Origin of the sequence: Paraneptunicella aestuarii (genome assembly GCF_019900845.1) — a bacterium.
GTDB lineage: Bacteria > Pseudomonadota > Gammaproteobacteria > Enterobacterales > Alteromonadaceae > Paraneptunicella > Paraneptunicella aestuarii.
Genome location: NZ_CP074570.1, coordinates 4,574,589 through 4,588,411, shown reverse-complemented (window position 1 = coordinate 4,588,411; position 13,823 = coordinate 4,574,589). Strand labels below are relative to the sequence as shown.

At 43.4% G+C, this 13,823-nt stretch carries 11 protein-coding genes; 3 read left to right on the top strand and 8 right to left on the bottom strand.

Annotated elements, in window-relative coordinates; genetic code table 11:
• Positions 1-133: 133 nt before the first annotated feature.
• From KIH87_RS17950 to pilM, 5 genes are read right to left on the bottom strand one after another with little or no spacing between them, the layout of a single operon-like run.
• The gene (locus KIH87_RS17950; protein WP_232359220.1) at positions 134-1,900 is read right to left on the bottom strand and encodes a type IV pilus secretin PilQ; all 1,767 of its coding nucleotides are present in this window, start codon (positions 1,898-1,900) and stop codon (positions 134-136) included.
• On the bottom strand, positions 1,893-2,438 hold the full coding sequence (locus KIH87_RS17945) for a pilus assembly protein PilP (protein ID WP_232359219.1): 546 nt from the start codon (positions 2,436-2,438) through the stop codon (positions 1,893-1,895). The genes KIH87_RS17950 and KIH87_RS17945 overlap by 8 nt, the downstream gene beginning before the upstream one ends.
• Positions 2,438-3,058: a type IV pilus inner membrane component PilO gene (locus KIH87_RS17940; RefSeq protein WP_232359218.1), complete on the bottom strand. Its 621-nt coding sequence runs from the start codon at positions 3,056-3,058 to the stop codon at positions 2,438-2,440. The genes KIH87_RS17945 and KIH87_RS17940 overlap by 1 nt, the downstream gene beginning before the upstream one ends.
• Positions 3,055-3,645 (bottom strand): PilN domain-containing protein, encoded by a 591-nt coding sequence (locus KIH87_RS17935; RefSeq protein ID WP_232359217.1) that lies wholly within the window; start codon positions 3,643-3,645, stop codon positions 3,055-3,057. Before KIH87_RS17935 ends, KIH87_RS17940 begins: the two co-directional genes overlap by 4 nt.
• The gene (pilM, locus tag KIH87_RS17930; protein WP_332460722.1) at positions 3,633-4,694 is read right to left on the bottom strand and encodes a type IV pilus biogenesis protein PilM; all 1,062 of its coding nucleotides are present in this window, start codon (positions 4,692-4,694) and stop codon (positions 3,633-3,635) included. Before pilM ends, KIH87_RS17935 begins: the two co-directional genes overlap by 13 nt.
• A gap of 489 nt (positions 4,695-5,183) precedes the next feature.
• Here pilM and KIH87_RS17925 point away from each other — a divergent pair, with 489 nt between their 5' ends.
• Both KIH87_RS17925 and KIH87_RS17920 read left to right on the top strand, forming a co-directional pair.
• The gene (locus KIH87_RS17925) at positions 5,184-7,856 is read left to right on the top strand and encodes a penicillin-binding protein 1A (RefSeq protein ID WP_232359216.1); all 2,673 of its coding nucleotides are present in this window, start codon (positions 5,184-5,186) and stop codon (positions 7,854-7,856) included.
• 66 nt (positions 7,857-7,922) lie between these two features.
• Positions 7,923-9,617 (top strand): NAD-dependent malic enzyme, encoded by a 1,695-nt coding sequence (locus KIH87_RS17920; RefSeq protein ID WP_232359215.1) that lies wholly within the window; start codon positions 7,923-7,925, stop codon positions 9,615-9,617.
• Between the two features lie 100 nt (positions 9,618-9,717).
• Here the strand turns inward: KIH87_RS17920 and rpoH are convergent, their stop codons facing one another.
• Entirely contained in the window at positions 9,718-10,569 is an 852-nt protein-coding gene (gene rpoH / locus KIH87_RS17915; protein WP_232359214.1) for an RNA polymerase sigma factor RpoH, read from the bottom strand.
• Between the two features lie 333 nt (positions 10,570-10,902).
• On the opposite strand from rpoH, the gene KIH87_RS17910 reads away from it, so the two are divergent.
• Positions 10,903-12,120, top strand: coding sequence for an EAL and HDOD domain-containing protein (locus KIH87_RS17910; RefSeq protein ID WP_232359213.1), 1,218 nt, complete (start codon positions 10,903-10,905; stop codon positions 12,118-12,120).
• Positions 12,121-12,140: 20 nt separating this feature from the next.
• Here KIH87_RS17910 and ftsX read toward each other — a convergent pair whose 3' ends face one another.
• Together ftsX and ftsE are read right to left on the bottom strand one after the other, a co-directional pair.
• Positions 12,141-13,124: a permease-like cell division protein FtsX gene (gene ftsX / locus KIH87_RS17905; protein WP_232359212.1), complete on the bottom strand. Its 984-nt coding sequence runs from the start codon at positions 13,122-13,124 to the stop codon at positions 12,141-12,143.
• Positions 13,121-13,810 (bottom strand): cell division ATP-binding protein FtsE, encoded by a 690-nt coding sequence (gene ftsE, locus KIH87_RS17900; RefSeq protein WP_232359211.1) that lies wholly within the window; start codon positions 13,808-13,810, stop codon positions 13,121-13,123. Before ftsE ends, ftsX begins: the two co-directional genes overlap by 4 nt.
• Positions 13,811-13,823: the final 13 nt, after the last annotated feature.

Genomic DNA, 13,823 nt, shown 5'->3' with positions numbered 1-13,823 from the left:
TTACAAAAATGTTGGTGTATCTAGTGAAAATTTCACACTTATCAATTTTCCAGAATACATCAATGTGAATATATTTACCCCTAAAGTAAGTGGTTATAAGCTTGTTAATCCAGCCATAAATTGTAGCAGTTATTTATAATGCCTCAGTCAGGATTTTGGGTGTTACGAAAATCAACAGTTCGCGTTTATCGTTAACTTGCTGAGTGTTCTTGAACAGTTTGCCAACGATAGGGAGTTCTCCCAAAAGAGGAACCTGACTATTTGTGTCTGTTACGGTTTGTTGAAATATTCCCCCCAGCACAATGGTTTCACCATTTTCAACCAAAACCTGAGTGCTGATTTCCTGTGTATCAATAGCGACTGCCGGCCCTGTTGGCGTGGATACAGTTTCACCTCGGGTGTCTTGTGTAACGACAAGATCCAGAATGACACGATTGTCAGGTGTGATGTGAGGGATAACGCGCATACTTAATACCGCTTTTTTAAATTCCACTGAAGTCGCCCCACTTGATGTGGCCTGTACGTATGGAATTTCGGCACCTTGTTCAATATAGGCTTCATGTTGATTTGCCACAGTAATGCGTGGGCTGGCAATGATTTCGCCCTTGTTTTCTGTTTCCAGAGCAGAAAGTTCCAAGTCCAGAATCGTGCCATCAATTAATCTGGCAACACTAATACCAATTCGACCAGCAGGGTTGCTCACCGGTAAGTTAACATTCAAACGATCCGCGATTCCCGGAATTGTCCCGGCTGCAACAGCATTTGCGCCTTCCAATGAACCAGAAATCCCATCCGAATCTTGCTGATCAGTAAAGCCCCAACGCACACCTAGTTGTTCGTCCACACCGTCGCGTACAGTGACCATGCGTGATTCAATGAGTACCTGACGCACTGGAATATCAAGAATGCGGATTGTATCAATCGCTGTTGCAATAGATTCTTCGGTATCTCGAATAATGAGTGTGTTGGTACGTTCATCAACGGTGACTGAACCTCGTTGGCTCAATATGCTGCCGTCATCTGATTTTAAAATCGGTGCGAGTTCTGATGCTTTAGCGTAATTAACTTGCATATTGTGAGAAACCAAAGGAGCCAGATCGGCGACTTGTTTCTTTGATTGCAACTGTTGGGTTTCTCTTGCCGATAATTCCTCAGCAGGGGCAATGAGCAAGATGTTGCCTTCTTGACGTTGATCTAATCCTTTGATTTTCAGGATCATACTTAGAGCCTGATCCCAAGGTACGTTATTTAGAGTAATGGTGACGTTACCGGAGACAGTGTCCGTGGTAACCAGATTAAACCCGTTAACCTGAGCGATAATTTGTAATACCTGACGTACGGGAACATCCTGGAAATCGAGAGAGATTGGCGCACCGACATATTTCTGCGCCTCAGCTTCCTGTTCAGTCAGTTTTTCTTGTGGTTTAACGCGAATGGTTAATAAGTCTCTTTCCTTGGCATGGCTATATTCAAAGTCACCATCCATACGCAAGATCACGCGACTAGCGCGTGCGTCTTCGAAGGTTTCAATACTTTTAACCAAGGTGCCGAAATCAGCAACATTCAAACGATATAGCTGTTCTTCGCCCAAGCGAACACCGGGAAGATCGACGGCGATTTGATTGCCGTTCTTACTGACGATCAGTTGGTATCCGGGCTGACTAAATTTGATGATAGCTTTACCACCATTTTCACCATCACGTTGAAAATCAATATTATTTAGCCGAACGGCTTCATCGGATGGCATTGCTTTGCTGGTGTCTAGCAAAACAGGCTGTTGAACCTGGCTTACTCCAGGTGTTGCGTAAGTAAAAATGGCACTCAGCAAAGTGAAAATGATCACTGATCGCAATTCAAAGATTGGCTTCGAGCTGCGCTCCTTATAAGTCAACTCAGACATTATTATTTTCTCCAGTGTCGCTCGACATGGTGAGTTTCGAATTCTTCTCTTTCCAACACCCTGTGCCATCAGGCAGTAATTCGGTGTAGTAAATTGTGTTGTTTTCTATTTTGGTTATTCTGCCAAAGAAAAGACCAATGTAATCTCCAACGGTCACTTTGTGAAGACTACCGTCGTTAGTCAAAATAACAGCGAAGGTTTTCCCCATACTGGTGAAAAAGCCATGGATCGCTAAAGCATCAATACCGTATTTCTCCAGAGCCATCTTACCGCGTTTGGTGTCTGGCTGTAGACAATTCAATAATTTCGGTGCGGTAACTGCTACTTCATTGCTACGTAATCGTTGAAATGGACTGCGTAATTGTGCCGCCGAGTATTTGAATGCGGGCTTGGTTTCAAATTCTGGATAGGGTTCAATCCCTGTTTGGGGAGTGTTGGATACTTCAACAAGAAACTGCTCCAGATCGTCCATTTGGGGCTCACATCCTGCCAATAAAAAAAGTACAAATAGAGGTGAAAGGTTAAGTAACTTATTCATTAGTTACCTCCCTTTTCTTTATTTGAATCATCTTCCAGTTTTGAGGTGCGATAGGTTTTTGCTTGTAGCTTCAGCGACAATGCTTCCCCGTCTTCTTGCATTTCCAGATCATGTACTGTCACGATACGAGGCAGTGCAGCAATATCTGACAGGAATTGACCAAATTCATGGTAAGTACCAGTCACTTCCATTTGGATGGGAAGTTCGGCGTAAAATTCTTTTGGGATCTCCTGTTGCCAATTCAGTAGCCTAAAAGTAAGTCCGGCTGAAGTGCCAACAAAGGTGATGTCGTCCAACAAGCCTGGGGTTTCATTGCTGGTGGGCAAGGACTTGAGCATGGCGTCGAAGTCTTCTCTCAGTTTTTCCAGTTGAGCTTCATAGGCTTCCATATTGGATGCAATAGAATACTTGGAGCGGTAGCTATTGCGTAATTCCTGTTCTGTTGCATGAGCAATGTCCAATGCTGGAAGCTTGTCTTTGACCATGACAAAGTATCCAAGCACACCCATGATAATCGCTAAAAATAATGCGACGACAATTTTGACTTCAAAAGGCCATATTGCGATCTGTTCCGGATCCAGATCGTTCATTTCCTTGAGTTTTTCGAAATCAAACTTCATGACTTCTGCTCCCCTTCCGTGCTCAAGGGCTTAAATTCAGGTGCAACTTTAGGGCTAATCTTAAATGTGAGTTTAAAATCACTGCCGGCTTCGTTGGAAGATGCACCAGCAACAATGGATGACAGTTCATTATTGATAAACACCTCTGAGTGTTCCAGATTACGCATGAACTCGGAAAGTCGATTGTTGGACTCGCTGATACCAAGTACCTCAATACGATTTTCAGTACGTTTTAAGCTCTTAAATGCAATACCGGAAGGAACCAGTTTGGCTAATTCATCTATGATTTGTGGAGCAATATTGCGGTTGGCTTGAAGCTGTTCTATGAGTGCGATTTGTTGCTCAAGTGATTGCTTACTTTCTCTAATACTCTTTATTTTTGCTATTTTGACATCCAAAACCGCTATTTGTTGTTGCAGGAATAGGTTGCGCTTATTTTGGTTGTCTATGAGCTTATCGACAAAAGATGCAACTAAAAACATGATTGTCAGCATGAATACTGCAACGCCAGCAAGTACGCCGATGTATTGTTGTTTTTGTTTTTCTCTAAGCTTTTCGCGCCAGGGTAACAGGTTTATATGTGACAAGGGTCTAAACTCCTTATAGCTAAACCTGCCGCAATGGCAAATTGTGAACCGAACAGCGATGAGCTTTTGATGTCTTCGGATAGGATCATCGAATCCAATGGGTTAAACAGCTTTATAGATTTACCAAGATCGCTGGAGAGGTCATCGACCAATCCTTCAATAGCACTTGCTCCACCACACAATAAAAGTTGTTCTGGCAGAGGAGCATTAGATGCATTCTGATATAACTGTAGAGCTCTATTGATGTGCTGTTGAAGGTTACCTAAAAATTGCGGGTAGGTATCAAATTTCCAGCTCTCTGGAAGTTCATTACTATGTAATTGCTTGGCGGCAGTGATCTTGTCCAATCCATGCAATAAACATAAATCTGAAATCAGTTTGTCTACACCAAATGGAAACTCTTTGCTGTAGATAACTCTATTCCCTTGGATAACGGTAAGTTGAAGCTGACTTGCTCCCACACAAAAACAACAGTGAATTTTTTCTGGTTCACCAGAAATAAATTGAACCAGTGAATTGCCGAGCGCGTATCCTTCCATATCCATCACTTTGGGTTCGAATTCCAATTCTCTTAACAGAGTAATACGACTATCGACGATATTTTTGTGAGCCACACTGAGTAGTATGTCATTCTTTTCCGAGTCACTGTTATTAACACCTAGGACTTCGAAATCCAGATATACATCTTCAAGCGGGTAAGGGATGAGGCTGTCGGCTTCTAATTCGATCTGACCTTCCAGTTCTAAATCGGTTTGCCCTGATGGCATTTGTACAACTTTGGTTAATGCGGCTGCGCCTGATACTGCAACAGCGACATCTTTAACTTTCAATTTCAGGTTGTGTTTGATTTTACGAATGGCATTGCTTACCGCGTCAAAATCTTTGATTTCACGTTCAGCGAAAGCGTCCCCAAGAATGGGTTCACACGCCATTGCATTGACATGAAGCTGTTCCCCTTTCTTTTCCAATAGCAAAGCCTTGACATATCGAGTGCCAATATCGAGACCAAGCATTTGAGGGGTTTTAGCCTGAAAAAGCGTATTCAGCACAAACCGTTCCATCCATTGTTTTTATATTGTTAATTTTTAATATTACCTAAATCGGTCACATCTTTGGTTCTCTTTAATGTACTTAGGTATATTTTCCTGTGCCTTACCAAATACTTGTTAGCATCTGGACATTAAGAAAACCGGATAATTTGCTCTTTGATTTAGCATAGGAGGTAATATTGATTCGAGCAATAACTCATGTTCTAAGTCCAACTGGTACTATCGCTTTGAGGCCAGATTGGTTATGGAATAAAACACCTTTAACACAGGTCTTACCTGATCGATTTTGTCATTCAGGGGGCAGTAATTTCAGGTATGTTTGACTAAAATACTCGGGGTCAGTGAATAGGTATACTTATTCATAGCTTTTGATACGCAAATAACCGTTAAATTGGGTTAGAAAATCGCAATTTCCATGGCATCAACTAAATTGTTATATACAATACGACATTGTTAAAAACATTCTCTCTAGCGGACACCAGATAAGTAGTGAAATACATTAAAAGGTTAGTGGGCTTTGCTATTATCTCCATGGTTATGGGGGTGTGCGCGGTAGCTGCATTGTACTTCTATATCAAACCCGACTTGCCCAGTGTCGAGGTGTTGAAGGATGTGCGTTTGCAGACCCCTATGAAAGTCTATACTCAAGACGGGAAACTCATTTCTCAATTTGGTGTTAAGCGCCGTATTCCACTCGAACTGGACGAGGTTCCTGAGCAGTTAGTTCATGCCATTTTAGCCACTGAAGATAGCCGTTTCTTTGAGCATCCAGGCATCGATCCTGTTGGCGTGATGCGAGCTGTGGTTAATCTGGTGCTCACCGGGGAAAAAGGTCAGGGCGGTAGCACCTTAACAATGCAGTTGGCTCGTGGTTTTTTCCTTAGTCGGGAAAAGACCTTTTTACGTAAATTCAAAGAAGCCTTCATTGCTTGGCACATTGAACGCGTATTAACCAAAGAAGAAATACTGACTCTTTACATTAATAAAGTTGAGCTTGGACATCGAGCCTTTGGTTTCGGTGCCGCTGCTCAGGTTTATTATGGAAAAGACATCAAAGAGCTCAATCTTGCCCAAATAGCAACGTTAGCTGGGTTGCCAAAAGCGCCTTCCACGATGAATCCAATAAGTCGTCCCCAACGTTCAGTAATGCGCCGAAGAGTGGTGCTTTCGCGTATGTTGAGTGAAGGCTATATATCCGAGCAAGAATATTTAACTGCTGCGCAAGAACCGGTTACGGCAGAGCGTCATGGCGCTGAGATTGAGTTGGATGCGCCTTATTTGGCGAATCTTATTTATGAAGAAATGATCGCTCTTTATGGTAAAGAAGAAGCTGAAACCGGTGGCTATAATGTTTACGCGACCGTTCCATCAAAAATGCAAATTGCAGCGCGTGATGCGGTCATTGCGAATTTACATGATTATGATGAACGTCACGGATATAGAGGCCCTATCGCGCAATTATGGAAAATGCCTGAAAGTGAACCTGTGAAAACAGAGGGCACTGAAATGAGTGATGATGTTTCAGATACTTCTGACAGTAAAGCTAGTAGCAATTTAGATGATCCTTCATGGAATGAAGAGCAGATGTTGCAGTATTTGTCCGACAAGACGGAATACGATCCCTTAGTGCCGGCCATTGTCACCCAAGTCTATGAGCAAGCGGTTACGGTTCTGGATAAGTTTGGCGAATATCATTACATCAGTTGGGATGGTTTGGCTTGGGCTCGTCCTTTTATCAGTGATAACAAGCAAGGCAAAGATCCACAGTTAGCCAGTGATATTGTTTCTGCCGGTGCTTATGTGTGGATCAGACCTGCAAGCTGGAAAGGGGCTACCGAACAAGAATGGCAACTTTCTCAATTTCCCGAGGTGTCGGGTGCTTTAGTTGCGATCGACCCTAATAATGGTGCAGTGCGAGCTATTGTTGGTGGTTATAGTTTTTATCAAAGTCAGTTTAACAGAGCTACCCAAGCGAAGCGTCAGGTTGGTTCAAACATCAAGCCCTTTCTGTATTCCGCTGCACTGGAGAATGGTTACACACTGGCTTCCGTTATTAATGACGCCCCCATTAACCAATGGGATCGCAGTTCGGGTAATGCCTGGAGACCTCAGAACTCCCCTCCTGTTTATGATGGACCAATACGAATGCGTATTGCACTGGGTAAATCGAAAAACGTTGTTTCCGTGAGGCTGTTAAGGGCCGTGGGCATTGATAATGCTCGTGAGCACATGCGTCACTTTGGTTTTGAGTTGGCTGATTTGCCTCGGGATGAATCCTTGTCTTTGGGGACGGCTTCGCTAACACCGTTGCAAGTGGCTACGGGGTTCTCGGTTATTGCTAATGGTGGGTACTCAGTTCAACCTCACTTTATTGAACGTATCGAGGGGCAATTTGGTGAGTTTGTCTGGCAAGCTAATCCATCTACAGCATGCCCTGAATGTGTTGCAGGAAATAATTTAACAGCGCAACTTGAACCTGCAATTGAGAATGTTCCTCATCCATCTGAAAATGCCAGTAACCCTATTCCTCCTCAAGCCGAGCGAGTTATCTCTGAGCAAAATGCATTTTTGGTCGGTGAAATGATGCATTCTGCAATCACTGGTGGTGGTAGTAGTCGAAATAAAACATACTGGCGTGGCACCGGGTGGCGTGCCAATACTTTACTTAATCGCAAAGATATTGCTGGTAAAACAGGTACAACGAACGATGCTCGAGATACCTGGTTCAGCGGTTTTGGGCCGGGTCTTGTGGCAACATCCTGGGTCGGCTTTGACGATATGAACCGTGAGTTAGGGCGCACCTCTCGAAATAAATACTTGTTTAATCGAGTTTCTGAGCTGACAAAGCGTAGCCCTAATATTATAGGTAATGCGATGGTGGGCGGAGAAGATGGTGCCCGTGTTGCGCAACCTGCCTGGATTCGTTTTATGGATGTTGCTTTGGCTGATAAAGAAGAAGCCAGTAAGCATATTCCTGAAGGTATTGTCACTGTGCGTATTGATCGCACTACAGGCAAATTGACAAACAGAATTGATCACACCTCCCGATTCGAGTATTTCATCGCAGGAACAGAGCCACAGGCTTTTGTCGAAGAGCATGAAATTATTGATCCGGTAGGGGAATCTGAAACTGAACCTGCGGCTGCCGAAGAGATTTTCTAAAAATAACAATAGCGTAAAACGCATCGGCTTCCACAAATTAAAATCGCCAACTAAGCAAGTAGTAAGATGACCGACAAAAGAATAAGCGATCCTTTATATATTCCACATGCTGGCCCTGCATTGATTGAAACGCCATTACTAAATAAAGGTAGTGCATTTAGTACCGAAGAGAGGGTGGCGTTTAATCTGACGGGTTTGCTGCCACCAAGGTATGAGTCTATTGAAGAACAGTTAAAACGCTGTTATGCCCAATACAGCAGCTTTTCTGATCCTATGAACAAGCATATTTACCTGCGTGCTATTCAGGATAATAACGAGACCTTGTTTTATCGCCTGATACAGGAAAATATTGATGAGATGATGCCTATCATCTATACGCCTACGGTTGGTGATGCCTGTGAGCAGTTTTCAGATATTTATCGTAATGCTCGAGGCTTGTTTTTATCTTATAGCGATCGCCATCAAATGGATGACATTTTACGTAATGCGACCAAGCGCAACGTGAAGGTGATTGTAGTTACCGATGGTGAACGCATTCTTGGCTTGGGTGATCAAGGTATTGGTGGGATGGGTATTCCTATCGGAAAGCTTTCTCTGTACACCGCATGTGGCGGCATAAGTCCGGCTTATACTTTGCCTATTATGCTTGATGTGGGCACTAACAATGAGAAGCTCTTGAATGACCCTATGTATATGGGGTCTCGTATGCCGCGTATAGGCCAGGAAGAGTACGACGAGTTTCTTGATATTTTCATGAAGGCGGTACACAAGCGCTGGCCTAATGCTATGATCCAGTTTGAGGATTTTGCACAGCACAACGCTACGCCATTATTGAATCGCTACCGCGATAAATATTGCTGTTTTAATGATGACATTCAGGGGACCGCAGCCGTTACTGTAGGAACTTTGCTGGCCGCCTGTCGAAGCAAAGGTGCGAAGTTGTCTCAACAAAATGTTGTGTTTGTTGGTGCTGGCTCAGCCGGCTGTGGTATTGCAGAGCAAATCATTCAGCAAATGTGTGCTGAGGGCATTTCCGAAGAACAAGCTCGTAGTCAGATTTTCATGATGGATCGACTTGGCCTTGTGACTGAATCTACCCCTAATTTGCGTGACTTCCAACAAAAGCTGGCTCAGGCAAATTCTAATCTGGAAAACTGGCAGTTTGATGGTGAATATCCTTCGTTGATGGATGTCATGATGAATATTAAACCTGGAGTGCTAATTGGCGTATCTGGGCAAGCAGGGCTTTTCACTGAATCCGTGATTAAGGCCATGCATAAAGGCTGTGAGAAACCCATTATATTTCCATTGAGTAATCCTTCTCGTCAGATCGAAGCGCATCCTGAAAAGGTCATTGAATGGACAAATGGGCAAGCTATTGTTGCAACTGGGAGTCCATTCAAACCTGTTGAATTCAATGGAAAGATGTATCCAATACCACAGTGTAACAATAGCTATATTTTCCCGGGTATCGGATTAGGAGTGTTGGCTTCTAAAGCACAGCTGATAAGTGATGGTATGTTGATGGTAGCGAGTGAAACGCTTGCCGAATACTCTCCAAATGCGAATGGCGAATCTAAAGATTTGTTGCCACCGTTAAAAGAAGTGCCTGAGCTAAGCAAGAAGATTGCGTTTGCTGTCGCCAAGAAAGCGCAAGAAGAGCAGTTGGCTCTTGTTCTTGAAGACGATGTTTTGAAGGAGAAAATCGAGAAGAACTTCTGGAGGGCGGAGTATCGTCAATATAAGCGAGTGAGCATCTAGTTCTTATTCTGCAAAACAGACAATAAAAAACGGCGATTTATTAGAAATCGCCGTTTTTGTATCTGTCTTGTAAGAACGAGACTTGAAAAAGAAGAAGCCTTTATAGAATGGCTTCTTGAAGTTTCTTCATTGCATTCTTTTCAATTTGTCTAACTCGTTCAGCAGAAACCTGATACTTATCTGCCAAATCTTGCAATGTGGTTTTATCGTCAGTTAACCAACGAGTATTAATGATGTCCTGGCTACGCTCATCCAGTGTTCTGATGGCTGCATAAAGACGGCTTTGAGTGTCTTGATCCCAGTTTGCATTAATTACCTGAGTTTCAACATCTTCACTTTTGTCTTCCAGGTACTGTACTGGAGCAAAATTGCTATTTTCATCATCGTCAGCTGATAAATCGAAGGCTTGATCCTGGCTGCTCATACGAGCTTCCATTTGCAACACTTCTTTGGTGCTAACACCCAGTTCTTCTGCAACTGTTTGAACTTCCTCGTGGCTAAACCAACCCAGGCGTTTTTTGGCTTTACGCAAGTTGAAGAACAATTTACGTTGCGCTTTAGTGGTTGCTACTTTAACAATTCGCCAGTTACGCAATACGAATTCATGGATTTCTGCTTTAATCCAGTGCACAGCAAATGAAACCAAACGAACACCCACAGTAGGGTCGAAACGTTTAACGGCTTTCATCAAGCCAATGTTGCCTTCCTGAATTAAATCCGCTTGAGGCAAGCCATAACCAGAGTAAGATTTGGCAATATGCACAACGAAGCGAAGATGAGACATAATTAACTTACGCGCCGCTTCTAAATCCTCATTTTCCCGTAAACGGGTGGCTAGTTCCCTTTCTTCCTCTGCGGAAAGCATATTAATGCTGCTAACGTACTGCACATAGGCATCCAGGCTCCCACTTTGTGGAATGCTTAACGCCATTGTTTGCATGTTTGCGCTCATAATTACCTCTTTAAAATTTGCGCCCAAAGCTTAGCATAGGGGGCAATCGATCGCCAATATTATTCCTATAGGAAACTGGATTGACGGAATTCATTTCATTGCTTTGTTCGATATCAAAAAAAGCGTTTAGTTCCCTCAAAAAGTCTTATTTCAATCTCTGGAATGCGGTACTAGAATTAAGATTCTAATCACATGATTGGTTACATTTTACATGTGCCTGTTAAACGGTAACTGAACTCACCACTTTGGCATATTTTCAGGTTGGTATTAACGAAAAGCTATGCGGTGTAATAGGCTTATTCTTTGATATTCGTGACTTAATGAGGAATTGATATGTTCGCTTATGTAGCTCGTCAGGCTATTTTGGATCGAGATCTGGAGATCCAGGGCTACGAGCTTTTGTTTCGCGACGGTAAGCAGAATTGTTTTCCGGAAATAGAACCCGATGAAGCAACTTCGAAATTACTCACATCTGCTCATCTTACATTGGGATTAGAAGAAATAACCGAGGGCAAAACTGCCTTTGTGAATTTTTATGAAGATACATTGCTACATGGTTTCCCAACTTCACTGGATCCCAAGTTGGTGGTTATCGAATTGATTGAGACGGCTCCGATTACCGAAGGTTTAGTCGCAGCTTGTAAGCACATTAGTGGGCTGGGTTATAAGATTGCACTTGATGACCATAACTTTGATCCAAAGTGGGAAGTGCTACTTCCTTATACCTCTATTTTAAAGGTTGATATACGGGAAATGCCGATAGAGTTAACTCGAAAGCATATTCCCAAATATATAGAAAATGGCGTCAAGCTGGTGGCTGAAAAGGTTGAAACCTATGATGAGTTTCACGCGTATCGGGAGCTGGGATTTGACTTGTTCCAAGGCTACTTTTTCGCCAAGCCAGAGGTAATCCGCAAAAAAGAGCTCCCTGCTTCAAAAATGTCGCTGATGCAACTCATGGTTGAAAGTGCTGCCAAGGAAATGGATTACGACAAAATTAATAAGATTATTGAGCATGATGTGTCCTTGTCTTACATGCTGCTACGTTTCATTAACAATCCCCTGTTTAATAAGCGGCAAAAAATCTCGTCGTTACGCCATGCCCTTAATTATATGGGAGATGGTGAAGTGAAGAAGTTTATTGCTTTGTTGGCATTGGCTAATCTGGGTCAGGAAAAGCCTGGGGAGTTATTGGCAATGTCATTGATCAGAGCTAAGTTTTGCGAGTTGGTCGCCAAGGAATGCGGTGAATCTGATAATCCTCCCAAGGGATTTTTGGTGGGATTGTTCTCTTTATTAGATGCCCTGCTGGATAAAAGAATGCCTGATTTGATGCAAAAACTCCCCATTCTGGACGAATTGAAAGGGGCGCTTTGTGGGCAGAAAAACGCGCTATTTCTGTATCTTGAATTAGTGAAATGTTTCGAAGTTGCAAATTGGAATAAGGTTCGAGCGATTAGCAACCGTATCGGTGTGGAACAGAGAAAACTTCATGGCGCGTATAACCAGTCTATCGTCTGGAGCCATGCTATGACTTCATGTGTTAATTAATAAGCTTAAAGTCTAAGCGTTTACTTAGGCTCTATTTGTGCGACATAGCGACGTACGGATAGATGTGAGCCTGCTAGCCCCAACAAAATAGAAATGCCTAACATGCCGAACAAGACTGAAAAGTCTAAGCCGCTCAAGTGGAAGGATTGATTGTACAGGGCAATAACGGCTTTGATGCTGCTACTCATCCACCATAGCATTAACGCTACCGTTATCCAGGCGATGATCCCGCCCAGCAAGCCGTACCAAAATCCTGTATACATGAATGGTCGTTGGATAAATGCGTCGGTTGCACCGACCAGTTTCATTACCAGAATTTCATCGCGCTTATTATAGATATTCAAACGAATGGTGTTGCCAATGGTTAAAATAACCGACAAGAACAACAGTAACGCGACTAAAAAGACCAGTTCACGTGCGATCGCGACCACAGCATGTAAGCGCTCCAGCCATTCAATGTCTAGCTTGCCCACTTCGACTTCTCTTTCCTTCAAAAGCTTATCCAGAAGGTGTCGGGCACTGGAGGGTGTTGTATGTTTTTGCGTGGGATAAACCAAAATGACATTAGGTAAAGGGTTGTCATCCAGGTACTGCATAGCATCACCAAATCCTGATGATGAGGTAAATTCTTCTAAGGCTTTTTCGGCTGAAATGTATTCCAGTTTTTCTATTTCAGGCCAACTACGTAGCCGGGTTAACAGCTGTTGGATATCTTTGTTGTTGATATCTGAACGAAGAAAAATAGAGACTTCAGAAGCCTGTTGCCAATCGGCGCTCACGCGATCCAGGTTTTTAACCAGTACGTAAAGAGCACTGGGAAGTGTAATGCTCAAACCTAGCACCGCGATGGTCATGAATGATGCTAGCGGTGTTCTGGTCAATTCACCCAAACTGCTGATTGCCTGGCGTAAATTGTCATTGAAAAACATCAATAGTTTTTGCAGCGGCGATATCTTAAGCCGTTGTGCGCCACCTTGGCGTCTTCCCTTAAACAGCAGACTCATTCGTCTTCTCCTTGCCAGTTTTGGGTTAAACCATCGGTGATCATCTGACCTTGTTTCAAGGTTAGGGTGCGATATTTCATACGGGCGATTAAGCCCAGATCGTGGGTGGCAATAAATACCGAAGCGCCAGCCTGGTTCACATCTTCAAACAGACTCATGATTTCAAGTGACAGCGCGGGATCCAGGTTTCCGGTTGGTTCGTCAGCCAAGAGAATTGGTGGACTGTTTACAATGGCTCTGGCAATACCTACGCGTTGTTGTTCACCACCCGATAACATAATTGGCAAGTTGCGCTGTTTGCGTAGCAAGCCGACACGATCTAACGCGGCATGAACCCGTTTTTCAATTTGCTTGCGAGTATAGCCTTCGATCACCAGAGGCAAAGCAACGTTGTCAAAGACATTCTTGTCCATGAGCAATTGGTGATTCTGGAAAATCATACCGATATCGCGTCGTATGTAAGCGATATCGCGACGAGTAATGTGATTCAGGTTGTGACCGTTGATGAGCACATTGCCAACGGTGGGGCGTTCCATAAGGCTGATAAGCTTGAGCAGGGTGCTTTTCCCTGCACCTGAGTGACCCGTAAGAAAGACCATTTCTCCCGGCGCAACGTGAAAATTCACTCGGCGCAGCGCTTGCTGACCGCCGGGATAGGTTTTGCTAACGTCTTCGAATCGGATCATTATTTAAGCTTAT

What these genes read in the sequence shown, in the direction of transcription:
- KIH87_RS17950 (WP_232359220.1), bottom strand. Translation starts at nt 1,900, where the DNA reads ATGTCTGAGTTGACTTATAAGGAGCGCAGCTCGAAGCCAATCTTTGAA.
- KIH87_RS17945 (WP_232359219.1), bottom strand. Translation starts at nt 2,438, where the DNA reads ATGAATAAGTTACTTAACCTTTCACCTCTATTTGTACTTTTTTTATTG.
- KIH87_RS17940 (WP_232359218.1), bottom strand. Translation starts at nt 3,058, where the DNA reads ATGAAGTTTGATTTCGAAAAACTCAAGGAAATGAACGATCTGGATCCG.
- KIH87_RS17920 (WP_232359215.1), top strand. Translation starts at nt 7,923, where the DNA reads ATGACCGACAAAAGAATAAGCGATCCTTTATATATTCCACATGCTGGC.
- rpoH (WP_232359214.1), bottom strand. Translation starts at nt 10,569, where the DNA reads ATGAGCGCAAACATGCAAACAATGGCGTTAAGCATTCCACAAAGTGGG.
- KIH87_RS17910 (WP_232359213.1), top strand. Translation starts at nt 10,903, where the DNA reads ATGTTCGCTTATGTAGCTCGTCAGGCTATTTTGGATCGAGATCTGGAG.
- ftsX (WP_232359212.1), bottom strand. Translation starts at nt 13,124, where the DNA reads ATGAGTCTGCTGTTTAAGGGAAGACGCCAAGGTGGCGCACAACGGCTT.
- ftsE (WP_232359211.1), bottom strand. Translation starts at nt 13,810, where the DNA reads ATGATCCGATTCGAAGACGTTAGCAAAACCTATCCCGGCGGTCAGCAA.